Below are 22884 nucleotides of genomic sequence, written 5' to 3' on the forward strand. Positions count from 1 at the left end.
TGGCGCATATCCCGGCCAGGCTGGTGGATGCGTACCCACCACCTGCGAGAAGGAACAACCATGACCACATCCGTCGTATCCATCGTCTACGTGAACGACGCTCCCGCCGCGGCTCGCTTCTACGGCGACCTCCTCGGCAAGAGCCCCTCGTTCGCGACGCCGGGATACATCACCTTCGACCTCGGGCCGGGCGCTGAACTCGGTCTGTGGTCCGGCCAGTTCGAGGACCTTTCACCGGACGTCCCGCGCACCGGCGAGGTGTGCCTGTCCCTCGACGGCGGACCGGACGAGGTCAACGCCATCTTCAAGCAGTGGCAGTCCAAGGACATCACGGTCCTGCGCGAGCCTCATGATCTGGGGTTCGGGCTGACCTTCCTCGCGGCTGATCCTGACGGCAACCTTCTTCGCGTGGCGCTGAAGGGCTGACAGGCCACCCCCATGCGGCAGGCGCGCACGCTACGTGCCGCGCCTGCCGTTGTTCCGTCGCCGCCGGGGGAAAGGAGTTCTCCGAGGAGGTGCTCACGGATCCCTCGCCTGTCCCGACCGGGACGGAATTCGAGTCTCTCCCTCTACCTCGCCGGCCATGCGTGCAAGGCCCTGCCCGGAGCGCGGCACGACCAGCGCACGAGCGTGTCATGGGCGAGCCTCAGCAATTCCGACGGACGGCGGCCCGGCCGGAGCACGCCGAGGGGGCGCTGCGCCGGTTCGGAAATACCACCAGTGAATTGCCGGCCTGCATAAGCGGAAAGCGCAGACCGTGGGGCATGGCAGGAAAGAGATATAGCCTCATGAGCGTGCACAAGGACGCAGCGTTCACACTGCCGCGAGGCGCCACGGGAATGTTCCTGCCGAGGGACGGGCCGCCACCGGAAACCGACCAGCGGATGTTCCGGGCGGCTCTGTTCGCAGCCGCCCGGGCGGCCCGAGGCCGTGTGGGCGAGACGGAGGAGCGGGCCTATCCCCGTACGTTCCACATGTCGTCCGTCATCGTAGGTACAGCCGAGTGCGTCGTCCTGTGTCACGCCCACCATCCCTGGATCGCCTGCGCTCAGGAACGCCGGGACTGGTACACCGAGCAGTTCCTCTCACCGCCACCATGGGCCCGGTCCTTTGCCGACCAGGGGTTTACCGTGCTTGATCGCGCGCAGCTCACTCTCCCGTTCTCGGCCATCGACACGTCGGTCCTCACGCCTGGCGAATGGCGTGAGGTTCGCTCGTACGGCATCACCACATTGGGCGGATTGCTGTTCAACTCGTGGGACTGACGCACAGGCACAAGCAAGGCGCAAGGCCGAAGCCGTACTGTAGGCATCTGACAAACGACATCGATGCCGGGCGATCCTGTGTCCCGAAGATGATCTGATGCCCGCGTTCGACGAAGGGATGTCTCATCGATGCGCGTCCTCCTGATCGGGCCGCCCGGAGCCGGAAAGGGTACGCAGGCAGTGCTCCTTGCCGCGCATCTGTCGATCCAGCACATCTCCACCGGTGACCTGTTCCGCGAGCACATCGACCAGGGCACCGCGCTCGGGCAGAGCGCCCACACGCACCTGCGCGCCGGCCTGCTTGCTCCGGACGACGTCACCATCGGAATGATCAAAGAGCGCCTGGCCCGGCCGGACATCGAGCGCGGCTTCCTGCTGGACGGCTTCCCTCGCAATCCTGCCCAGGCGGAGGCGCTGGACGGCATCCTGGCCGACTCGGGGGCGAGGCTGGATGCCGTACTCGCCCTGGAGATTCCCGAGGCCCAGGTGGTCAGGCGTATCGCCGGCCGACGGTTGTGCCGTCAGGACCGCGAACACATCTTCCACGTCGAGTACAACCCCCCTGCGGTGACGGGTGTCTGCGACGTTTGCGGCGGTGAGCTGTACCAGCGCGACGACGACCGCGAGAGCACTGTACGTCTGCGCCTGGAGGTGTACCGCCGCGAGACGGCGCCAGTCATCGACCACTACCGAGCCAGGGGCCAGGTGACCACGATCTCGGCCCTCGGCGACGTCCAGGACGTCCGGGACCGCGTGCTGGTCGCGATCGGCCAGGGTGATGTCTCCCGCGCGCCCATGTCGCCCCTCCCCTCCGCTGGGAGGATGCGGGGCAGCCGTCCCTGACGGCTGCCCCACGGAAAGGCGTGCCCCGTTGATGGGGTGAATCATGACGGGCTGGTCCGACACACTGGTTCGATGCGGCACGATGCTGAAGAGCCCTTGTCCGGCGGCAACGTCAGTGATGGTGTCGTTCGCGTCGGGGACACGGTTCGCCGTCCAGCCGGACCATGGACTCCCGCTGTGCATGCCCTGCTCACCCACCTGCACGAGGTGGGATTCGACGCGGCGCCTCGCCCACTCGGCCTTGACGATCAGGGGCGCGAGGTCCTGACCTTCATGCCGGGAGACGTGGTCTGGCCCGACCGGTTCTCGCTGATGGAACCCGCTCGACAACTGGCGCGCGTTGCACGGCTGATCCGCCACTTCCACGACGCCGTGCAGGATTTCATGCCGCCGCCCGAAGCGCGATGGCAGACACTGATCCCCGCTGAGGGCAGTGACATCATCGCCCACAACGACCTGGCCCCCTGGAACCTTGTCGTCGCGGACGAGGCGCGGTGGGCCTTCATCGACTGGGACGCCGCCGGTCCCGGCTCGCGCCTGTGGGATGTCGCCTATGCCATGCACGGGTTCATCCCGCTGTCCGCGCATCCGGATTGGCAGAGCCCGGACGCGGCAGCCCAAGGAGTTCAACCCTGGGCACGACTGTGGGCCGAGGGCCACGGCGACGCCTGGCGAAACGACGCCGAGTACATCGAACAACGCGAAGACCAGTGGATGCGGGCCCTGCTCGCCGGCTGAGGCATCAGTGCCGTCCGCACGCGGGTGAAAGGATTCCCTCTGTGCCGGACAAGGCAGGGCGTGGAATCCATGAAGGAAAAGAGGGCAGCCCGGGATCAGCAGGCCGAGCGGGCCCGCTTCGAGGCGCTGGCCCACGTCGCGGCCGAACCCCTGCACCGCTACCTGCTGCGCCGGGCAGACCCCGACCAGGTCGACGACGTCCTCTCGGACACGCTGCTCGTCCTGTGGCGGCGGATCGAGGACGTACCGGGCCTGCAACCGGCAACGGAATCGGAAACGGAACCGGAAGTACCGGCAGCACACGTCCCTGACCCCGACGCCGTACTGCCCTGGTGCTACGGCGTGGCCCGCGGCTGCCTCGCCAACGCCCGCCGCGCGGAGCGCCGCAGACGCTCCCTTCTGGACCGCCTGACGTGGACGGCGAGTACGGCGAGCACCGCGACCGAGGTGGCGCGGTCCGGTGCCGACCACTCCGACCTGCACGCGGCCCTTGCCCAACTCCGCCCGCTGGACCGGGAGATCGTCCTGCTGTGGGCGTACGAGGAGCTGGCACCGAGCCGGATCGCCGAGGTCACCGGGCTGAGCGCGAACGCGGTGAGCATCCGGCTGCACCGGGCCAAGAAGAAACTGGCGGCACGACTGGAGCGAAAGACCGGGCCGCGCCCCGGACATGAGACGGACGAAGGAACCGGAATCCGAACCGGAACCGGAACCGGAAACGGAAACGGAACCGCGTACGGAACATTCGGAACCAGGAAAGGAAGGAGCAGTCGGTGAACGACGACGAGTTGCTGGCCCAGCTGAAGGCCATGGACCCGGCAGTGATCTCGAAGGCTCCGCGACCTGACGTCCCCCGTCTTGTGGAGGCCACGATGAACACGACTACCCCTACGACGGTCACAACCGGGAAGCCGGCGCCGCGCCGACTCCTCGTCCCGGCCCTGGCTTTCGCGGCACTGCTGCTGGTGGGAGGCGGGATCGCCTGGGGCCCCGGGCAGGGCGCGGACGTCGACACGCTGGACAAGCCCGACCTCGCCATGACCCTGCGTCTGCAGCCCGGCGGGGCGGCGGTGAAGTGCGCCGCACCCACCTCCGAGAGCCTGCGCCAGAACGAACTCGCCTTCGAGGGCACCGTGACCGCCAAGAAGGGCGACGCCGTAAGCCTTGAGGTCGACCACTGGTACCGTGCCCCCGCCGACCGCTCCACCACCACGGTCCGCCTCACCCAGGACGAGTCCAACTCGGAGGCTGTCTCCTTCCAGGTGGGCGAGCACTATCTGGTGACCGCCGAGAACGGGACCATCCCGATCTGCGGCGGCACCACCGTGGCCACGGACGAGACGCGGGGGTGGTTCCGCCACGCCTTCTGAGCTCGGGCGCGGGCTCGGGGCTCTCGTACGCGACGGGGTCTGCGGGGCGGTCTCAGTCGGCGCTCCCGACGCCGCGATCAGGTGCGCTCATGTCCCCCGTGGCGGGCGTGCCGCCGGCGAGGCCGTAGCGCAGGTACACAGTGCCCTTGGTGCCGGCTGCCGGAGGTTCGAGGAGCGTGAGGTTCGTGGGCACCTCACCGCCGTCGAACACCTTCTTCCCGACTCCGAGCACGATCGGGTGCACCCACAGGTCGAGGCGGTCGAAGAGCTTCTCGCGCAGGAGGCTCTGCACCAGGTCCAGGCTCCCGACGACCTTCACGTGCTCGTGCCGGTCCCGGATCTCCCGCACCGCGGCGGCGAGATCCGGGCCGAGCCGCGTGGACCCGGCCCACGACAGATCGGGGTTGCCGCGCGAGGCCACGTACTTCGGGACACGGTTGAAGAGGTCGGCGATCTCCCCGTCCTCGCCGCCCTTCTGGTGCGGCCAGTAACCGGCGAAGATGTCGTACGTCCGCCGGCCGAGCAGAAGGGCATCCGTGTCCTGGTACGCGGTACCCACCTGTGCCCCGGTGACCTCGTCCAGCAGGGGTGCCTGCCAGCCGCCGAACGGGAACCCGGCCGGGTCCTCGTCGGGACCGCCGGGCGCCTGCCCGACGAGATCGAGGGTCGCGAACAGTTCGATGTGGATGAGGCCCATGGCTTGCTCCCGATGAGATGGTCGTCGCGGTCAGAACGTAGACCTGCGGGGACCGGCAAACTCATCGCCGCGCCGACCCGAGCCGTCCGGAGCCGCCCCGGCTCCCCGAGCTGACGGTCACGCAGACGGGCGGACCGGCTGACGGACCGGCGGACGGACCGGCCGTGCCGGGCCATCCGGCAATCCCGTCCGAACCGTTGACGCGTCGGCCGGATGGCGTTCATCATCGGGCCACCCGCTGTCATCGTTGACACAAGTCATCGTTGACATCCCTGGTCGACGGTGTGGATCTCAGCCGCGGACCAAGGCGTCACATTTTCACGGGCCGCCCGCCGCAGGCTGGGGCGCGTGGAGCCCGGATCACAGGAGAGACCATGAGCTCTGCACGTGGAGGCAGAAGGGCCCGCCTGCGGACGACCGCAGCGGCGGCAGCCGTCTGCGCGCTGTCGGCCGCCCTGCTCGTCCCCAAGGCCTGCGCGGCCGACACGGCGCCGTACGCCGAGACCTACCGTCCCCAGTTCCACTTCACTCCTGAGAAGAACTGGATGAACGACCCCAACGGCCTCGTGTACTACAAGGGCGAGTACCACCTCTTCTACCAGTACAACCCGAGCGGCAACGGGTGGGGCGACATGTCCTGGGGACACGCCGTGAGCAAGGACCTCGTGCACTGGGAGGAGCTGCCGCTCGCCCTGTCGCACGACGACAAGGAGATGGTCTTCTCCGGCAGCGCCGTCGTCGACGAGAACAACACCACCGGCTTCGGCACCAAGAAGAACCCGCCCATGGTGGCGATCTACACCAGGCACGACAAATCCACCGGCATCCAGTCACAGGCGCTCGCCTACAGCACGGACCTCGGCCGCACCTGGACCATGTACCAGGGCAATCCCGTCATCGACATCGGCTCGAAGGACTTCCGCGACCCCAAGGTCCAGTGGTACGCGCCCACCCAGAGCTGGCTGATGACGGTGTCGCTGTCCGCCGAGCACAAGGTGCGGTTCTACTCCTCCAAGAACCTCAAGGACTGGACCCGCCTCAGCGACTTCGGCCCGACCGGTGCGACAGGGGGCGTATGGGAGTGCCCCGACCTGTTCCCCCTCCCCGTCGACGGTGACAAGGGCAACACCAAGTGGGTGCTGGTGGTGAACATCAACCCCGGTGGAATCGCGGGCGGTTCGGCCGCGCAGTACTTCATCGGCGACTTCGACGGCACGAAGTTCACCGCCGAGGACGACGGTACCTACACCCCGCCCGCCGGGACCGTCGTGCAGGGCTTCGAGGACACCGGCTTCGGTACGTGGACGGCCACGGGCACCGCGTTCGGCCCGGGACCGGCAGCCGGAACACTCGACGGGCAGCAGACCGTCACCGGCTTCGCCGGCAAGGGCCTCGCCAACAGCTTCCACTCCGGGGACGCCACCACCGGCACCCTCACCTCCCCCTCCTTCACCGTCGACAGCCCGTATCTGAACTTCAAGGTCGGCGGCGGCCGGCACCCGCACCTGCCCGGGAGAACCCTCGCCGACTTCGAGGGCGGCACCTACGGCGCCTGGACGGCGACCGGCGACGCCTTCGGCCCGGCACCGGCCACCGGCACCCTCTCCGGCCAGCAGCAGGTCACCGGCTTCCAGGGCAGTGGCCTCGTCAACACGTTCCGCGACGGTGATGCCACCACCGGCACCCTCACCTCGCCCGAGTTCACCATCGACAAGCGCTACGTCAACTTCCTCATCGGCGGCGGCAATCATCCCGCCGGATCCGCCGACCCCACCGCCCTCGAACTCCTCGTCGACGGCCAGGTCGTGCGCAGCGCCACCGGAAGAGACGCCGAAGCACTCCAGGCGGCTTCCTGGGACGTGCGTGACCTCGCCGGCAGGACGGCGCGGATCAGAGTGGTCGACGACAACACCGGTCGCTGGGGCCACATCAACGCCGACCAGATCACGCTGTCCGACACCCAGGTCCGGCCCGGCTCCGAGGAGACCGCCGTCCATCTGGTGGTCGACGGCCAAGTCGTCCGCAGCGTCACCGGATCCGACAGCGAGACGCTGGACTGGGCCTCCTTCGACATGCGCGCCTACCGCGGCAAGAAGGCACAGGTCCAGCTCGTCGACCTCAACACCGGGGGCTGGGGGCACATCCTCGCCGACCAGTTCACCACCGCCGACGCCCCCGCCCTCTCCGTACTGCAGCGCGCCGGCTGGGCCGACTACGGCAAGGACTACTACGCGGCCGTGTCCTGGGAGAACGCCCCGGGGAGCAAGCGGCACATGATCGGCTGGATGAGCAACTGGGACTACGCCGGCGCCACCCCCACCACCGCCTGGCGCGGGGCGCAGAGCATTCCCCGCCAGATGGCCCTGCGCACCGTGGACGGCCGCGTCCGGCTGACCAGCGAGCCGGTGACCAGTGTGAAGTCCCTGCGTCAGGACCCCCCGGCGACCGCGGCCACCACGGTCGTGACGAACACCTCGCAGGCGCTGATCGGTCCGGCCGCCCACGGCAAGGCACTCGACATCGAGGCGACGTTCTCCCTCAAGGACGCCGAACGATTCGGGCTGAAGGTGCGCACCGGCACCGCGGGCGAGGAGACCGTCATCGGCTACGACACCACGACCCAGGAGCTGTACGTCGACCGGACCCGCTCCGGCGCCGTGGACTTCAACGGCACCTTCCCCGGCGTCCAGTCAGCGCCCATGAAGGCGGCGAACGGCAAGATCAAGCTGCGGATACTGGTCGACTGGTCCTCCGTGGAGGTCTTCGGCGGCAGTGGTGAAGCCGTGATCACCGACCAGATCTTCCCCGACCCCGCCAGCCAGGGCGTCCAGGTCTTCGCCGAGAACGGCTCGGTGAAGCTGGACAAGGCGACGGTCTGGCATCTCGACTCCGCCCACGACTGATCCCGGTATCACGTCGGGGTGGGGGCGGTGCGGAGGCTCATGGAAGCCGGACACCGGACCAGGTATCGACGGCGCACTGTCCGTCTGCGTTGTTTCCCGTCGACACGACTGTGCCGTCGGTACGCAGGCCGAGGGTGTGTGTCGAACCGGCCGCCACCGCGACGATGTCGCGCCAGTCACCGACGTCGCCCTGGCCATGGCTGTTGTCTCCCGTGGCCAGGGCCCGTCCGGACGCGGTGACTCCGACGGTGTGGTGGCTGCCCGCGTCGAGCCCGACGACGTCCTGCCACTCCTCGACCTCGCACGCACCGGTCGTCCGGTCTCCGGTCGCCACCGCCCGCCCGTCGGCCCGGAGACCGACGGTATGGCAGTACCCGGCCGCGACGGCGGTCAGGTCACGCCAGCCTGCGACGGCGCACTGACCTCGTCGATTGTTGCCCGCGGCCTGTGCGGAACCGTCCGACCGGAGACCGACCGCATGCCAGTCGCCGCACGAAAGAGCAACCGTCTCTCGCCAGGACCGCACGTCGCACTGTCCTTCCGTGTTCCGGCCGGTCGCCAGCACACGGCCGGTCGCGAGCAGGCCGAGCGTGTACCGCCAGCCCGCGGCCACCGCCGTGACACCTCGCCATCCGGCGACGTCGCACTGCCCGTCGCCGTTCCATCCCGTCGCCAGCACGGTGCCGTCCGACCGGAGGGCCACCGTATGGGACTTGCCCGTGTTCCTCGCCGTATGCACGTTGCCGGCCGCCACCGCGACGACGTCGCTCCACCCCTCGACACGGCATTCGCGGGCAGCGTCATGGCCCACGGCGAGAACGGTCCCGTCCGAGCGCCGTCCGACCGAATGACGCCTCCCGGCCGCCAGTGCCTGCGCGTGGGCGAACATGTCCGACTCCCTGTCCTGTTGCGGGCGCTGCCAGGTGGCTGCAGGTCGCCCTCGGCCTCCTGCGAGGAGGGCCGAGGGCGGGCCCCCTAAGGTTCGACGATGTGCCGGAGATAGGCGTGCGGATCGGCGAGATAGCGGCGCCAGTGATCCACGAGGTCGAGCTCCCGCCAGGTGACCCTGCGCATTCCGTGCTCACCGACCTCGATGATGTCCGCTCCCGGGAGCGCGGTCAGCACGGGCGAGTGCGTGGCGCAGATGACTTGGCCGCCCTGCTTGGCCAACCGGTCGATGTGCCCGATCAGTTCGAGGCACGAGGTGAAGGAGAGCGCCGCCTCCGGCTCGTCGAGGACATAGAGCCCGGCGTGGAGGAACTTCCCACGGAACGCGGCGAGGAAGCCCTCGCCGTGGCTGACCTCCTCCGGCGAGAACCCCTCCCTGTCCAGGGCGTCCAGCGCGGTCTCGGCACGCAGGAAGAAGCCCTTGCGGGCCGACCAACTGGTGGCCATGCGCCGGCCGCGCCCCGAGGCGGCGTCGAACCTCATGCGCTCGCCGAGGGCCGACTTGCCGCGTGGGGAGGCGTAACGCCAGTCGTGGGAGCCGCCGTAGGAGTCCAGGCCGAACCCTTCGGCCAATGCCTCGACCAGGGTCGACTTGCCCGAACCGTTCTCACCCACCAGAAAGGTCACCGGCGCGGTGAACCGCAGCCCTTCGTGGAGCATCTGCCGTACGCAGGGCACCGACCAGGGCCAGGCATCCTCGTCGTGCGAAGGAAGGTGCGCATACGCGCGTTCGACGATCACTCCACCAGTGTCGCCCAGGCACGGCGAACGCACGCACGTGCGGGCTCGCTCTCCCGGCAGGGGTGGGGCCGACCGGCCTCGACGCGGCACGGCCGGATGTGGAGAGGCACAGGGCGTGCACCGGTTCAGCGGTCCACCGCAGGCAGGTGTGCCAGGCCGGTCTCGGCCATGATGCGGTCCACGGTCTCCTGCAGGGTGCTGTCCACCCCGATGACGGTCTCGACGCCGCCGGGCAGCAGATCGCCCGGCCGGTACCACTCCCGCAGTTCCTTCTCGCCGACGTCCTGGGCGAACGACTTGGTGGCGTGCCGGGCGAGCGTCTCGGCGAACGGCACGTCCAGGTAGTAGCCATGGGTCGGGCCGCGATGGTCGGTGCGCAGTCGCGCGAGCATGTCGCCGTAGTGGTCGGCGTACAGGATCCCCTCGACGACGACGTGATAGCCGGCGTCCAGGGCGTAGCGGGCGGTCAGGTCGATCAGGCCGATGTTCGCGGCTCCCGGCCGGTCGCGCTCGCGCAGCACGGTGCGGCGGAGGATGTCCTGGGCCACCAGGGCCAGGCCGCGGCCGAACTTCTCCCGGAGCTGTTCCGCCACGGACGACTTGCCCGAGGCGCTGTTGCCCCGCACCACGACCAGCCTGGTCTCGTCGCTTCCCACCATGGTGCCTCCCCGTGCCGAGGCAGCGACGGCGCCACCTCTGCCCACTGCGCGCCCGAACGCGATGTCAGGGTTGGCCCTCCCCGCCCTCGCAGGCATGAAAACGCCCCGGGCGGGCAAACGGTCGCTCCCCGAACCAGGAGGAAGTCATGGCCCTGACGGAGCGGCCGGCCGAACCGGCGGCAGCACAGGAGACCGCCTGCTGTGCCCACCGTGATCACCACCACCCGACGGCCGCGGAGGCCGAAGCGCCGGAATCGGCGCGGGAGAGGGTCAACCGCCGCTGGAACGAGATCCTGCAGGAGACGCGGGTCACCCAGACCGGTGTGCAGATCCTCTTCGGATTCCTTCTCAGCGTGGCCTTCACGCCGTTGTTCCATGAGCTGGAGACGCTGGACCGCACCATCTACGTCACCACCGTGGTGCTCGGCGCGGCGGCCACCGGAGCGTTGATAGCGCCCGTCTCCATGCACCGGTTCCTGTCGGGTCAGCGTATGAAGGACGATCTGGTGGAGACCGCCGCGCGCATGATGATGTGCGGCATGGTCCTTCTCGCCCTGACCATCGGCTGCACGCTGCTGCTGATCCTGCGGTTCGTGGTCCCGGGCGTGCTCGCCGAACTGCTCGTCGGGGCGGTCATGCTGTGGTTCGGCGTGTGCTGGTACGCCCTGCCGCTGCTGCTGCGCCGCCGTGCCGGACGGCGCACCCGGTCCGGCGAGGACGCCTGACCTGTGTGGTGACGCCTGACCGGTGTGGTCAGGTCTGTGACCGCGCGGGCAGCGGAATCAGCATGCAGCTGCTCGTGGCGTGGGCCAGGAGGCGGTCCTCGCCGTCGATGAGCGTCGCCTCGGCCAGTGCCGTACGGCGGCCGCCGTTGAGGACCGTGCCGACGGCGCGCACCGTGCCGGTGTCCACCGTGATGCGCCGCAGGAACTTCACGGTCAGGTCGAGTGAGGTGTATCCCATGCCGGCCGGCAGGGTGGACTGCACGGCGCACCCCGCGGCCGAGTCGAGCAGCGTCGCGAAGACTCCGCCGTGCACACTGCCGATCGGGTTGTAGTGCTCCTCCCCCGGCGTCAGCGAGAACACCACCCGGCCGAACTCCACCTCGTCGAGGGCCATGTCCAGGGTGGCCGCGATGGGCGCGGCGGGCAGCCGGCCGTCCTTCACGTCACGCAGGAACTCCAGACCGGAGACACGGCCGACGGCTGCTGCCGAAAGCTGGGGATCCTCCCACTCGTACGTCCGCATCCGCCCCACGGTCCCGCCTCCGGCTTCCACTCCCACCTGACTTCGTAGATCGAAGTTAGCTGTCACCGTCTCTGACTGTCAATGACGAAGCCAGAGTCCCTACCATGACGGCATGGAGTGGCTTGAGGCGAGCACGGACAACTGCCCCGTGCAGCGCACGCTCGACGTCGTCGGCGAGAAGTGGAGTCTGCTGATCCTGCGGGACGCCGCCAGCGGCGTACGCAGGTTCGACGACTTCCGCCGTCACATGGGGCTGTCGGAGGCGGTCCTGAGCGACCGGCTGCGCAAACTGACCGCGGCGGGCATCCTCACCACCGTCCCCTACCGGGATCCCGGCAGCCGTGCCCGCAACGAGTACCGGCTCACGCGCAAGGGGTGGGATCTGTGGCCGGTGCTGATCGCTCTGCGCCAGTGGGGGGAGACGTATGCCGGCGACCCGGCGGGTCCCGTGCTCGACCTGCACCATTCCGACTGCGGGGCGCCGGTCCGGGTGGTGGTGGAGTGCGCCGCCGAGCACTCCGCGCTGGCTCCCCGGGATGTCACGGCCCGGCCGGGTCCGGGAGCGCGCCGCCGGAGCGGTTGAGCACCGGCGGCGCGCCCATGGTGTGTCGACGAGGACGGCCCGCACGCGCCTCTCCGGCCCGGGGAGGGGCAGCTGCCCGAACGCCGAGGTACTCGCCCGGTCGGTGGGGCCTTCTGCGTCGTCTGGCGGTCCCCATGGATGCCGCGCTCTGGGCCGAACTCGCCTTCCCACCGCACCGCACCCGGCTGCCCGTGCTCGGCGGGCTGCCGACGGGCGTGGAACGGGACGACCCGCTGCCGCCGCACCCGTGGTACCCGTTCCGCCCGTCCCGGGACGCGTTCCGGTACACGCTCGCGCGGACGCCCGTCGTCAGGGAGCCGTGCTGCGGGCGATCTACGACCGGGGATGCTGATATGCCAGGAATAAGACCCCTATCGTCCGATGCCCGTTCATGCATGATGACGGAATGAACCACAGTGACCAGCGCTTCCACGTCATCGTGCTGTCGAACTTCGCGAAGGGCTTCGACAAGTACGCGTACGCCTACGGCAAGGCGGGGATCCCGGAGAGCACCTATCCCGACCGGTTCCATCTGCTGACCCGTGCGGAGTTGGGGATCGGCGTCGGCAAGGCAGGACGACTGCTGGACCGTCTGGCGATACCGGGCGACCGGTTGCTGGTGCTGGAAACCACGGTGGACCCCGACGAGTTGGTGCCGAACGCGTCGACCGGCCTCGGCATGGAGTTGCGCCGGCCCCGCATCCGGTTGTCGGCCCTGTACGAACTCGACGAACTCGACCAGGAGGGCGACGACTTCACGCTGCGCCCGACCACCGTCGAGGACACGATGGCGGCCTCTCTCCGCCTTCACCCCTCGGTACGGCGTCGTTACGCCGACTCGCGACCGCGCTCGGTGTCGATGCTGCCGGTCGCCTCCGCCTGCCAGGCCCGTTGTTCGTTCTGCTTCTCCTCCGCCTCGATCTCCAGCGACCAGCCGCCGGCACGGGTCCCGTGGGACGCGGTCGCCCACTGGCTGGAGCGCGCCCGTGCGGCGGGTGCTGAGCGTGCGGTGATCACCGGCGGCGGGGAGCCCACGCTCATCCCCTTCGACCAGCAACTGCGCCTGGTGTCGGCCTGCTCGGCGGCCTTCCCGAAAGTCGTCCTGATCACCAACGCGCACACGCTGGCGAAGGGCGAGCACGCCGACCGGGCCGAACGCCTCGCGGCCCTGAGCACCGCGGGACTGAGCGTGCTCGCCGTCTCCCGGCACCATCAGGACGACGCCGTCAACGAGCGGCTGATGATGCTGCGCACCCCGGTGCACTCGGTCGTCGACACCTGGCGCGTGGACCGTGACCGCTGGCCGGGGCTACGGACGAGACTGATCTGCGTGCTCCAGCACGGCGGCGTCGCCGACGCGGCCGGCATCGCCGCCTACCTCTCGTGGGCCGCGGCTCTCGGCGTCGAGGAGGTCTGCTTCAAGGAACTCTATGTGTCCACAAGCACCGAGTCGCTCTACTTCGACCGCGCCGCGAACGTCTGGAGCCGGGAGCACCAGGTGTCGCTGTCCCTCGTCACCCGGTTCGCCGAGCGGCACGGCTTCGCCCTGGCGAGCCGGCTGCCCTGGGGGTCGCCGGTCTACGACGGCACCTGGGACGGCCGGCCGATACGGATCGCCGCGTACACCGAACCGAGCCTGCTCTGGGAACGCGCCAACGGGATCGCCCGCAGCTGGAACGTCATGGCCGACGGACGCTGCTACGCCTCCCTGGAGGACCGGGCCAGCGAGATCGTGGCGGAAGGCGCGACGGCATGAGGTTCCAGGAGTTCCAGGAATTCCGGCAGCGACAGCTGAGTGCTTCCCCCTCGCTCCTGGACGCCGCCGAGACCAACGTGTACGGGGCGCTCGCCCCGCTTCGACCGCAACTGCCCACCGGCACACCCACCGTGCACCGTTGCGATCTCGCCCGAGCCTGGCTGCGGCGCTACGAACTGCCGGAGGAGTGGTCCGGCCGTGCCATGGTCAGCCGAGGGGTCCGGCACGGGCTCGGTGTGGTGTTCCCCTGGCTGCGCGCCGCGCGGGGACGGTTGTGGCTGCCCGGTGACGTGTACCCGGTGTACTTCGAACTCGCCCGCGCCGCGGGGCTGGAACCGGCTTCCTATCCGACGCTACCGGCGCCGGCCCTGCCGAGAGCGCCGGCAGTCGACCGGCCCGAGTACCTGCTGCTGGCCAACCCCAGCAAACCGCTCGGCCGACACCTGTCCGACGCCGAGTGCGCCGAACTGATCGCGTGGCTGAGGGAATCTCCACGGCGCCGTCTGCTGATCGACACCGTCTACGACTTGGAGACCCCGTTCGCGACCGGCACCCGGCGCCTGCTGGACACCGGACGTGCGGTCCTGCTGCATTCGGCCACCAAGGGATGGCTGTGGCCACGCACGTTCGGTGTGGCCCTGCTGGGTACGGCGGACGCCGAACTGGCCGACGCGTTCCGGGCGGATCCGCCGGCCCCGGCGCAACTGCAGCTCGCCGACCGGCTGCTGACGGAGCACGGCGACGTGCCCCGTCAGGTCGTCGCGGAACTGGCGGCACGGGCTGAGCGGCTGTTCGAACGGCTGCCGGAGGACGTGCTCGGGGCGATCTCCGCAGCGAGCCGGACCTGTCCCGGCAACTACTTCTTTCCCGTCGCCATTCCGGCGCAGGTGCTGCGGCGCGAGTACGGCGTGCTCGCCGCGCCGGTGAGCGTGTTCGGGGCGACCCAATGGTCCGGCTCGGTCCTGACCAGCCTTGCCGACGCCTTCGGCCCGGCACCGACGCCGGCTCCGCACCCGGTGCGTCGGCGTTGAGGTGTGCGAGGAGGGGCCATCTCGTATGCGGGCGCGCTGGACAGACCCGGCCCGGAGCGAGGCCCGCTGGTGGCCCCGGAGTCGGGTCACCCCTCGCGGACGGATGCGGCAGAGCCGGCGTGTCCGAGCCGTCGCACGGCCGTGGCTCCGAGGCTGGTGTCGATGTGCCCGCGCATGATCTCCTCGGCCCCGGCACTGTCACCGAGGGCGACGCACTCGACCAGCAGGTCGTGTTCCCTGGCCTTCTGGTCCCGGGCCTCCTGTCCCCGGTCGGTACGGAGCGCCAGGCGCCGATAGCGGTCGGCCTTGTCCCACAGGGACTCCAACGTCCCGATGAGCAGGTCGTTGTGGGAGGCCGTGTAGATCGCCGCGTGGAAGCGTCGATGAGCCACCAACTGCCCGACGCTCGGGTGCGGAGGGAGCGGGGCCAGCCCGTCCGCCGCGGCGCGGATGGCGCGGATGTCGGCCTTGGTGCGCCGTTCGGCCGCCAGTGACGCGGCCAGCGGGTCAAGGGACCGGCGGAGCTCCAGGAGATCGCGCGCTTCCTCGGCCCGCAGCGGCGCGACCCGCGCGTCCCGGTGGGCGTCCAGGTCGACCAGGCCCTCGCCCTTGAGGCGACGCAGTGCCTCGCGCAGCGGCGTGGTGCTGATGCCGATGGAGCGGGCGAGTTCACGTTGCTGGATCACCGAGCCGGGCTCCAGCTCCCCGGAGAGAATCCGGTCGCGGACCTGGCGGTAGGCGAGGTCGCTCTTCGTCTCCACGGCCTCGATCGGCACCCGCATGCGCCCCCTCCGGCCATCGACGGTTATAACGAACTCGGCAAGCCCGGCCCCTGCCAAGGCATCCTACCCGGAAGGCAATCCGGGCCTCTGCTTCTCGACTCGCGATCTGCCCTGCCGATCCCGCCCTCTATGGCCACGGGGCGACCGCGGCCCTCCTGGCGGGTTGACCTCCATAGGTTATAACCGTCACTGTTGCGGCGACCGCGTCCGAGGCACGCCACGGGCCCCTTCGAGAAGGAGGAACATGACCACCCACCCCCGCCGGAGAAGTCCCGTGACGACCGCCGACACCCCGCACCGCTACACCCTCGGCGTCCTGTACGGCGACGGCATCGGTCCCGAGATCGTCCCGGCCTCGGTTCTGGTCGCCGACGCCGCACTCGCCGCCGTCGGCGCCCCGGGCGTCGCCTGGAAACCACTGCCCGTGGGCTCGCAGGCCATCGAGGAGCACGGCGAGGCGATCCCGACGGCCACCCTCGCTGCCCTCGCCGAGACCGACGGATGGCTTCTCGGCCCGCACGACAGCGCGGCCTACCCCGAACCGTTCCGCTCCCAGCTCAACCCCAGCGGCACCATCCGCAAGCACTTCGACCTCTACGCCAATGTGCGCCCCGCCAAGTCGTTTCCCGGCGGCAAGGCCGTCGTCCCCGGGACCGACCTGGTCATCGTGCGGGAGAACACCGAGGGCTTCTACGCCGACCGCAACACCCACCGCGGCACCGGCGAGTTCATGCCCACACCGGACATCGCCCTCGCGATGGGCATCGTCACCCGCGCGGCGTGCGAGCGCATCGCACGGGAGGCGTTCGAGCTGGCCTCAGAGCGCCGCAACAAGGTCACCGTCGTCCACAAGGCCAACGTCCTCCGGCTGACCACCGGGCTGTTCCGGGACGTCTGCCGGGAGATCGCCCAGGACTACCCCGAGGTCGAGGTCGACGACTTCCACATCGACGCCATGACCGTGCATCTGGTGCGCCGGGCCCAGGAGTTCGACGTCGTGGTCACCGAGAACATGTTCGGCGACATCCTCTCGGACCTCGCCGCCGAGCTGGCCGGCTCCCTGGGCATCGCCCCTTCCCTGAACGCCTCACAGGACCGTGCCATGGCACAGGCCGCACACGGCTCCGCGCCCGACATCGCCGGGCAGGACCTCGCCAACCCGGGGGCGATGATCCTGTCCACGGCCATGCTGCTGCAGTGGCTGGGCGCCCGGCACGAGGACACGGCCTTGGTACGTGCCGCGAGCGTCATCGAGAAGGGCGTGGCCGCCACCCTCGCGCAGGGCACGGCCACCCGGGACATGGGCGGGACGGCGGGATGCCGGGCGTTCACGGAGGCGGTCGTAACCTCGATCGACCGTGTCGTGGCCTCGACCGGTCGGCGGTGACCGGTCGGCTGAACCGGGCACCGAGCGGACCGACCGTCCACGGTGACCGTCATCCACCGACGGCACCCTCGACCAGGTCCGCGCTCGACTCACCCCCCGCGCTCAGCTGGCCGTGTGGCCGGACCTGTCCACCGACGTTGCCGCCGTCCTGGCGAGTCTCCCCGAAGAGGGCTCCATCGAGCTCGTTCTGGAGGACGCAGAGGGCCGGATCACGAGCACCATCGCCGACGACATCCGGTTCGCGGAGCAGGCGGCAGAATCCACCGGTGCCCTCGCCGCTGCCGCCCTGTCCCTGTACGCGGGCGTACGCCAGCCGCTGTTCACCGCCGTCCTGCCCGACAACGACGGCGTCCTGCGCGCTCGTTGGCGGACCGATCCGACTCCGAGCGACCTCCATTGGGCGCTCCTCAAGTCTCTGTACCGAGGCAAGGTCGTCACCGGAACGGTGAGCGGGATCGCCGACCGTGGTGTCACCTTCGTGGACATCGACGGCTTCACCGCGAGGACCCGTCCCGACCATCTCTCGGACACCGTCCCCGTCGGCCGGGAGGTCACCGCCGAGGTCCTCGAGGTCGACATGGTCCGGGAGCGAGTGTTGCTGTCACTCACAACGCGCCGGCCGGGGCCCATGTCCGGCGAGTGACGCGGCCCCCTCACCGTGCGGACGGTCGGCAGCCGACGCGAGCGGACTGGTCGTGGAGGTATCGGGCCTGTTCCTGTGAGGTGAGCGTACGGTCGACAGCCTCGCAGACGATACGCATCGCGCGCACCGGGTCGGGCAGGTCGATGTTCCACAGTGCGACAGAGTTGCCCGTGGCGATGGCCAGGGTGTACCCGTCCGGGCCGAAGGCCACCGCTGCGACGGGGCGTGTCGGCACAGCGGCTCGCTTCTGGGCGGTCGTGAGGTCCCACAGGCCAACCCCTGTCGTGGTGCCGAGTGCCAGCGTGCGTCCGTCGGAGCCGAAGGCCAACGACCTCACCTCACCGTCGGCGCGGAAACTGTCCTGGAGCCCGCCGGTGCGCGCATCCCACGTCTTCACCGACCCGCCGCTGCTAGCGGCGGCCAGGGTGCGTCCGTCGGGGCTGAACGCGAGTGACAGCGAGGTCCGGACGCTCGGTTCGACGGTGCGCTGTGCGCGTCCGGTGGCCGCGTCGAGGAGCGTGATCCGGTCTCCGTCGGCCTCGACGGTCAGGACGGCGAGGGTGCGGCTGTCCGGAGCGAAGAGCACCGTCCTGACGGACTGGGTGCCGCCGGTGCGCAGGGTCCGCAGGGCGCCTGTGGACAGGTGCCACATCCTCAGCGCCCCACCGTTCCCGACGAAGGCCAGGAGCCTCCCGTCAGGGCTGAAGACCGGTTTGTCGAGGCTCCCCACGGCACGGCTCTGACGCAAACGGCCCGTGCCGACGTCGCGGATCTCCGCCTTTCCGTTCTCGCCGACTCGGGCGACCAGGACGTCCTTGTTCGGGGCGAATCCCAGGGCCGCGGGGCGGAGAACCGTGATCGGCAGGTCCCCTCCTCGTCGTGCCGGATTCCTGTCGAGCGGCAGCGTGGCTCTGCGGTCGCCGGTCCTGGCATCCCAGAGCTGGACCGCCGCTCGACCGGGGGGTCCTTGGCCGACCGTGGAAACGGTCCTCGCGTCCGGACCGAATGCCAGGTCGGTGACGGAGGTGCCGGGCCGGCCCGCCAAGGTGGTCCTGGGCCGGTCGGCGGGCAGGTCGTGCACGCGTACGGCGGGGTCCAGGTTGTTGCCGGTGACCATGGTGCGGCCGTCCGGACCGAGCGCGACGTGGGTGATACCTCGCCCGCGGTGACCTGTGGTCAGGGTGCTCAACTCGGTTCCGGTGGCGGCGTCCCACCGGCGTACGGTTCCTCCGGAGTCCGGGACGGCGAGGATGCGTCCGTCCGGGGAGAAGACGACCGTGCGGGAGTTCTCGAAACCGCCCCTGATCGTCCGCAGGAGGGTGCCGGTGATCACCTCCCGCAGTCGCGTCGAGCCGTCGGCGCGGACCGTCGCATAGGTCCGGCCGTCGGGGCTGAAGGCCACCGCGGTGGTGCCTTCGCTCCGCCCGTCGCGGACGGTACGCGTACGGCCGGAGCCCGTGTCCCACACTCGCACCGAGCCGTTGTGGCCCACTGCGGCGACGGTTCGTCCGTCGGCGGCGAAGACGACGGCTTGTGGAGCGTCGAGCCCGGTGAGGTGATGCCGGACGCGTCCCGTGGCCACGTCCCACACCCGGACGGCCGAGGGGTAGGCGGCTGCGACGGTATGTCCGTCAGGGCTGAAGGCCATACCGATGACTGCTCCGTCGGCGGCGGGCAGCGTGGAGATCCTGGTGCCCGTGGTCGCATCCCATACGCCGATGGTGTCTCCGGTGGCGACGGCGAGCACTCGCCCGCCGGGCCCGAACGCCGCGACGCCTCCGCTGCCGTGTGCGGTGAACGAGTGCCGCAGACGGCCCTCTGGCAGGTCCCAGATCCCCGTGCGGCCGTCCTTGCCGTGCGTGGCGAGAGTGCGCCCGTCCGGACTGAGGGCCATGGACATCACGGGTTCGGTGCCGGTGACCAGGCGTCTACGCAACGGCAATGCGGCGGCCGCGTACAGAGCGGCACCGGCTTCGCGGGTGGGGCTGGTCCGGTAGGCGTGGACGGCGAGCAGGGCGGCGAGGTCGGGGTCGGACCGCAGCAACGCCCCTGACTGGGCGGCCAGTTGCCGGGACTCGGCCAGACGCTGCGCGGTGATCGCGCTCTGCCGCTGCGCGATGGCCAGACCGGCGGCCACCAGGGCGAGGCACAGTGCGCCTGTGACCGCGGTGAGCACCCATCGGTATCTGCGGCGACCCTTCTGCTGGTGATCGCGGCCGGCCTTCAGGAAGGCGCGCTCCAGATCGGTCAGTTCCCCGCGCTCCGCGTCGTCGAAGTGTTCCCGGGCGGAGGCGAGCCGGCTCCCGCGGAACAGCGCGTCCTTCTCCCGTGCGAGGTCCTGCCAGGTGTGCGCCCCTTCGGTCAGGTTCCGCAGCACACGTAGACGTTCGCGGTCCTCCTCGATCCAGCCGCTCAGCCGGGGCCAGGCCGTGATCAGCGACTCGTGGGCCAGCTCCACCGTGTCGCCGTCGAGGGTGAGCAGCCGCGCCTTGGCGAGGGCCTCCACCACGCCTGCCGAGTCGTTCTGGTCCGTATCGGGCAGTCCCGCACGGTGCACGGGGCGTCTGGTGTCGGCGGTGCCGTCGCCGGGGACCACCATGCGCAGCAACACCCGCCGGGCGGCGACCGCTTGGGCGGGTGTGAACCGGCCGTAGACGTCTTCGGCGGTCTTGGCGATCGCTCCGTCCAGGCACCCGGCCGCCTCGTAGCCCGTCAGCGTGAGGGTCTTTCCGCGGCGGCGGCGCCATGTCTCCAGCAACGCGTGCGACAGCAGCGGCAGCCCGCCGGGCGCGTCGGCGACCTCCTCGACCAGCCGGGCGGTGAGGGCGCGCTCCACGGTCAGGCCGGCGGCCGTGGCCGGTTTGACGACGGCGTTCCGCAGTTCGGCCGGGCTCATCGGTCCGGCGAGCAGGTTGGCGTCACGCAGTGCGTCGGCCAGGTCTCGGTGCTCGGCGCAGCGACCGTAGAAGTCGCCGCGCACCGCCAGCAGCACCCGCAGGCGGCTCACGGGCTGCCGGGCCGTCAGCAGCAGATCGATGAAGCGAGCGCGCTCGTCCGGGTCATGGCAGAGCGTGAAGACTTCCTCGAACTGGTCGACGAGGATGACCGTGTCGGTCCCGCCGTCACCGTCGGAGGCGACCGCCGGACTGAGCACGGGTGCGTGGCTGCGGGCGGGGTGTTCGCCCGGTGTCAGGATCCTGATGGCCGCCGGGCGCCGGTCCCGTCCCCGAGCATTCTGGAGGACGGGTATCAGGCCGGCCCGAAGCAAGGACGACTTGCCACTGCCGGAGGGGCCGAAGACCGCGGCGAAGCGTCGTCGGCGCAGCAGGTCGACCAGATCGGTGGTGAGCTGTTCCCGGCCGAAGAACAGGCCGCTGTTCCCGGTCTCGAACCGTGCCAGCCCCCGGTAGGGCGCAGGGGATCCGTCATCGTCCCCGGCGCCGTCGGTGGCGGACTGCGTGACCGTCTCCTTCCAGCGGGCTTCCCACTCCGTCAGGTCTCCACCGCACGCCCCCACATAGGCCAGGGTCACCGCCAGAGTGGGCAGCCGCTCCCCGGCCGCCGCCTGCGACAGGGTGGTCACCGAGAAGCCGGCGCGCCGGGCCAGCGAACGGTAGGTGATGCCACCCGCTTCCGCCCGCAACTCCCGTAATTCGAAAGCGAATCGCCGGACCGGACTGGCTGCCGGGTCCACCGGCACCTCAGGACGTCCCGCCACACCCTCACCCCTTCGGCAGCGTTGTTCAACTGCCGGAACGGTACTGCCGAACAAATCCTCAGCCGCTGAACTCGGTGATCACCACACCCTGACCGGGGCCTGCCCGACCGAAGAGATTGCTGCTCACCCATGCGCTTCCCCCCTCTGGACAACGCCGCACCAACACTGTCACCGTCCGCGATCAGACGATTACTCGGCACCTTTTCTCCGTCCGGGCCGTCGCGGCTGGACTGGCCGGACGCGTTGCGCGGCATCGCCGCGCTCGTCGTGGTGTTCGACCATTCCTCGTACACGTTCATGCCCGAGTTCCGCCGGGAACTGATGCCCCACTTCAACACCAGCCGCTACGGCATCATGGTGTTCTTCCTGGTGAGCGGCTACATCATTCCGCGTTCACTGGAGCGCCGGGGCTCTGTGCGGACGTTCTGGATCGGGCGGATCTTCCGTGTCCACCCGCTGTTGGCGGCTGTCGTCACCATGCTGCTGGCCTTCGACGCTCTCGGCATCGCGGAGATCCGCGACTTCGGCCGGCAGAGCACGGTCAGCGTGATGGCCGCTCACATCACCATGCTGCAGGAGCTGTTGGGAACGCCCAGCCTCCTGCTCGTCCTGTGGACGCTCTCCTACGAGATGGCCTTCTACTTGCTGGTCGTCGCTCTCTTCACCCTCCGCCTTCACCAGAGCTCCGCGTCGGTCGCGGTCGTCCTGGCCGTGCTCGCCTCAGTGAGCGTGGCGGCCGGGGTGGCAGTGCCGCCTTCCGCCCTGTCCGGCGTGTTCGACACCGGCCCGGTGATCGCGTGCGCCTCGATCGCCCTGGGTCTCGCCGTCTGCTGCGCGAGTGCCGGGCCCGCCGTACTCCGCCTGTTCGGGGGCGTGTTGGGCGGCGTACTGGCCCTCACGCTCGTCGCCTTCAACGGCACGGTCCCGCTGTGGGAGGGTCTGGTGATCCTCGCCGTGATGTTCCTCGGAACCACGGTCCACCGCGCCGAGAACAGCCAGTGCACCTGGCGCTTCGCCGCCGGCACCACCATTCTCGTGGCCGTCTGCGCCGTGGGGAGTGCGTACTGGTTCGGCGGCGCGGAACACTTCACGCGGCGCGGCTGGATCAGCGCGTTTCTCCTGGCCCTGGTCACCTTCGGTGCCGGACTGGCGGTACGCGGCCGTGGCCTGCCGCGTGTCCTGACGGGACTGGGCACGATCAGTTACTCGGTCTATCTGGTGCATCCGGTCCTGCTGGCGGTCATCGACAGCACGATCGGCCGACGTCGGCACGACAGCATCGCTCTCGAAGTGGCGTTCTGCATGGCGCTGCTGCCGCTGTGCTGCCTGACCTACCGCTGGATCGAAGCGCCGAGCCAGAGATTCGGGCGCAGATGGGCACACCGCACACCACGACGCTGACGAGCCGCAGTCCCTCTTTCGTGCGCCTGCGCCGTCACGACATCCGTGTACCGCGCGGGACACGCCCGCTTCGCAGACGTATGTGCCGTCGCAACGCCCGCAAGAGAGTTTGCCCATGACAGAAGTCGAACGCATATGCGCGGTGCAATTGAGGGGTGCGGCGGCCAGGCG

The 22884-nt window shown here is 69.9% G+C and carries 21 protein-coding genes; 14 read left to right on the forward strand and 7 right to left on the reverse strand.

Going from position 1 to position 22884, the window contains the following annotated elements:
• Positions 1-60 precede the first annotated feature (60 nt).
• From SCAB_RS01570 to SCAB_RS01595, 6 genes are all read left to right on the forward strand, one after another.
• A complete protein-coding gene (locus SCAB_RS01570) occupies positions 61-426 on the forward strand; it encodes a VOC family protein (protein ID WP_041668822.1) in 366 nt (121 codons plus the stop codon).
• Positions 427-788: 362 nt separating this feature from the next.
• The gene (locus SCAB_RS01575) at positions 789-1265 is read left to right on the forward strand and encodes a hypothetical protein (RefSeq protein WP_041668823.1); all 477 of its coding nucleotides are present in this window, start codon (positions 789-791) and stop codon (positions 1263-1265) included.
• Positions 1266-1394: 129 nt separating this feature from the next.
• Positions 1395-2108, forward strand: a complete 714-nt coding sequence (locus SCAB_RS01580; protein WP_046774311.1) for an adenylate kinase — start codon at positions 1395-1397, stop codon at positions 2106-2108.
• Positions 2109-2180: 72 nt separating this feature from the next.
• Positions 2181-2846: a phosphotransferase gene (locus SCAB_RS01585; RefSeq protein WP_037725012.1), complete on the forward strand. Its 666-nt coding sequence runs from the start codon at positions 2181-2183 to the stop codon at positions 2844-2846.
• Between the two features lie 69 nt (positions 2847-2915).
• Positions 2916-3623 (forward strand): RNA polymerase sigma factor, encoded by a 708-nt coding sequence (locus tag SCAB_RS01590; RefSeq protein ID WP_231884882.1) that lies wholly within the window; start codon positions 2916-2918, stop codon positions 3621-3623.
• Positions 3620-4216 carry a hypothetical protein gene (locus SCAB_RS01595; RefSeq protein WP_012998292.1) on the forward strand — a complete coding sequence of 199 codons (597 nt, stop codon included), beginning with the start codon at positions 3620-3622 and terminating at the stop codon, positions 4214-4216. The genes SCAB_RS01590 and SCAB_RS01595 overlap by 4 nt, the downstream gene beginning before the upstream one ends.
• Before the next feature lie 52 nt (positions 4217-4268).
• On the opposite strand, the gene SCAB_RS01600 is transcribed toward SCAB_RS01595, so the two are convergent.
• Positions 4269-4913: a dihydrofolate reductase family protein gene (locus SCAB_RS01600; protein WP_012998293.1), complete on the reverse strand. Its 645-nt coding sequence runs from the start codon at positions 4911-4913 to the stop codon at positions 4269-4271.
• 374 nt (positions 4914-5287) lie between these two features.
• Here SCAB_RS01600 and SCAB_RS01605 point away from each other — a divergent pair, with 374 nt between their 5' ends.
• The gene (locus SCAB_RS01605) at positions 5288-7816 is read left to right on the forward strand and encodes a glycoside hydrolase family 32 protein (RefSeq protein ID WP_012998294.1); all 2529 of its coding nucleotides are present in this window, start codon (positions 5288-5290) and stop codon (positions 7814-7816) included.
• 37 nt (positions 7817-7853) lie between these two features.
• Here SCAB_RS01605 and SCAB_RS01610 read toward each other — a convergent pair whose 3' ends face one another.
• From SCAB_RS01610 to SCAB_RS01620, 3 genes are all read right to left on the reverse strand, one after another.
• Entirely contained in the window at positions 7854-8705 is an 852-nt protein-coding gene (locus tag SCAB_RS01610; protein WP_012998295.1) for an RCC1 domain-containing protein, read from the reverse strand.
• Positions 8706-8791: 86 nt separating this feature from the next.
• Entirely contained in the window at positions 8792-9505 is a 714-nt protein-coding gene (locus tag SCAB_RS01615; protein ID WP_012998296.1) for an AAA family ATPase, read from the reverse strand.
• Positions 9506-9630: 125 nt separating this feature from the next.
• Entirely contained in the window at positions 9631-10164 is a 534-nt protein-coding gene (locus SCAB_RS01620) for an AAA family ATPase (protein ID WP_012998297.1), read from the reverse strand.
• Between the two features lie 146 nt (positions 10165-10310).
• On the opposite strand from SCAB_RS01620, the gene SCAB_RS01625 reads away from it, so the two are divergent.
• Positions 10311-10889: a DUF6328 family protein gene (locus tag SCAB_RS01625; protein ID WP_012998298.1), complete on the forward strand. Its 579-nt coding sequence runs from the start codon at positions 10311-10313 to the stop codon at positions 10887-10889.
• Between the two features lie 28 nt (positions 10890-10917).
• On the opposite strand, the gene SCAB_RS01630 is transcribed toward SCAB_RS01625, so the two are convergent.
• Positions 10918-11421, reverse strand: coding sequence for a PaaI family thioesterase (locus SCAB_RS01630; RefSeq protein ID WP_037725020.1), 504 nt, complete (start codon positions 11419-11421; stop codon positions 10918-10920).
• 103 nt (positions 11422-11524) lie between these two features.
• Here SCAB_RS01630 and SCAB_RS01635 point away from each other — a divergent pair, with 103 nt between their 5' ends.
• The 3 genes from SCAB_RS01635 (at position 11525) to SCAB_RS01645 (ending at position 14782) form a co-directional block, all read left to right on the forward strand.
• On the forward strand, positions 11525-11995 hold the full coding sequence (locus SCAB_RS01635) for a winged helix-turn-helix transcriptional regulator (RefSeq protein WP_012998300.1): 471 nt from the start codon (positions 11525-11527) through the stop codon (positions 11993-11995).
• Positions 11996-12401: 406 nt separating this feature from the next.
• Entirely contained in the window at positions 12402-13751 is a 1350-nt protein-coding gene (locus SCAB_RS01640) for a radical SAM protein (protein ID WP_012998301.1), read from the forward strand.
• On the forward strand, positions 13748-14782 hold the full coding sequence (locus tag SCAB_RS01645) for an aminotransferase class I/II-fold pyridoxal phosphate-dependent enzyme (protein ID WP_012998302.1): 1035 nt from the start codon (positions 13748-13750) through the stop codon (positions 14780-14782). The genes SCAB_RS01640 and SCAB_RS01645 overlap by 4 nt, the downstream gene beginning before the upstream one ends.
• A gap of 86 nt (positions 14783-14868) precedes the next feature.
• Here the strand turns inward: SCAB_RS01645 and SCAB_RS01650 are convergent, their stop codons facing one another.
• Positions 14869-15564, reverse strand: coding sequence for a GntR family transcriptional regulator (locus SCAB_RS01650; protein ID WP_012998303.1), 696 nt, complete (start codon positions 15562-15564; stop codon positions 14869-14871).
• 244 nt (positions 15565-15808) lie between these two features.
• Here SCAB_RS01650 and SCAB_RS01655 point away from each other — a divergent pair, with 244 nt between their 5' ends.
• Entirely contained in the window at positions 15809-16951 is a 1143-nt protein-coding gene (locus tag SCAB_RS01655) for an isocitrate/isopropylmalate dehydrogenase family protein (protein ID WP_078580027.1), read from the forward strand.
• A gap of 112 nt (positions 16952-17063) precedes the next feature.
• A complete protein-coding gene (locus SCAB_RS01660) occupies positions 17064-17594 on the forward strand; it encodes a hypothetical protein (protein ID WP_012998305.1) in 531 nt (176 codons plus the stop codon).
• Between the two features lie 10 nt (positions 17595-17604).
• Here SCAB_RS01660 and SCAB_RS01665 read toward each other — a convergent pair whose 3' ends face one another.
• A complete protein-coding gene (locus SCAB_RS01665) occupies positions 17605-21312 on the reverse strand; it encodes an nSTAND1 domain-containing NTPase (RefSeq protein WP_106437224.1) in 3708 nt (1235 codons plus the stop codon).
• A gap of 129 nt (positions 21313-21441) precedes the next feature.
• Here SCAB_RS01665 and SCAB_RS01670 point away from each other — a divergent pair, with 129 nt between their 5' ends.
• Positions 21442-22713, forward strand: coding sequence for an acyltransferase family protein (locus SCAB_RS01670; RefSeq protein WP_012998307.1), 1272 nt, complete (start codon positions 21442-21444; stop codon positions 22711-22713).
• Positions 22714-22884: the final 171 nt, after the last annotated feature.

The sequence above is a fragment of the Streptomyces scabiei 87.22 genome (assembly GCF_000091305.1).
Taxonomy (GTDB): domain Bacteria; phylum Actinomycetota; class Actinomycetes; order Streptomycetales; family Streptomycetaceae; genus Streptomyces; species Streptomyces scabiei.

Bases quoted from the DNA above. Each gene is read 5' to 3' on its own strand.
- SCAB_RS01570 (WP_041668822.1), top strand. From the start codon at position 61: ATGACCACATCCGTCGTATCCATCGTCTACGTGAACGACGCTCCCGCC.
- SCAB_RS01575 (WP_041668823.1), top strand. From the start codon at position 789: ATGAGCGTGCACAAGGACGCAGCGTTCACACTGCCGCGAGGCGCCACG.
- SCAB_RS01580 (WP_046774311.1), top strand. From the start codon at position 1,395: ATGCGCGTCCTCCTGATCGGGCCGCCCGGAGCCGGAAAGGGTACGCAG.
- SCAB_RS01585 (WP_037725012.1), top strand. From the start codon at position 2,181: ATGCGGCACGATGCTGAAGAGCCCTTGTCCGGCGGCAACGTCAGTGAT.
- SCAB_RS01590 (WP_231884882.1), top strand. From the start codon at position 2,916: ATGAAGGAAAAGAGGGCAGCCCGGGATCAGCAGGCCGAGCGGGCCCGC.
- SCAB_RS01600 (WP_012998293.1), bottom strand. From the start codon at position 4,913: ATGGGCCTCATCCACATCGAACTGTTCGCGACCCTCGATCTCGTCGGG.
- SCAB_RS01605 (WP_012998294.1), top strand. From the start codon at position 5,288: ATGAGCTCTGCACGTGGAGGCAGAAGGGCCCGCCTGCGGACGACCGCA.
- SCAB_RS01610 (WP_012998295.1), bottom strand. From the start codon at position 8,705: ATGTTCGCCCACGCGCAGGCACTGGCGGCCGGGAGGCGTCATTCGGTC.
- SCAB_RS01620 (WP_012998297.1), bottom strand. From the start codon at position 10,164: ATGGTGGGAAGCGACGAGACCAGGCTGGTCGTGGTGCGGGGCAACAGC.
- SCAB_RS01625 (WP_012998298.1), top strand. From the start codon at position 10,311: ATGGCCCTGACGGAGCGGCCGGCCGAACCGGCGGCAGCACAGGAGACC.
- SCAB_RS01635 (WP_012998300.1), top strand. From the start codon at position 11,525: ATGGAGTGGCTTGAGGCGAGCACGGACAACTGCCCCGTGCAGCGCACG.
- SCAB_RS01640 (WP_012998301.1), top strand. From the start codon at position 12,402: ATGAACCACAGTGACCAGCGCTTCCACGTCATCGTGCTGTCGAACTTC.
- SCAB_RS01645 (WP_012998302.1), top strand. From the start codon at position 13,748: ATGAGGTTCCAGGAGTTCCAGGAATTCCGGCAGCGACAGCTGAGTGCT.
- SCAB_RS01650 (WP_012998303.1), bottom strand. From the start codon at position 15,564: ATGCGGGTGCCGATCGAGGCCGTGGAGACGAAGAGCGACCTCGCCTAC.
- SCAB_RS01655 (WP_078580027.1), top strand. From the start codon at position 15,809: ATGACCACCCACCCCCGCCGGAGAAGTCCCGTGACGACCGCCGACACC.
- SCAB_RS01670 (WP_012998307.1), top strand. From the start codon at position 21,442: ATGCGCTTCCCCCCTCTGGACAACGCCGCACCAACACTGTCACCGTCC.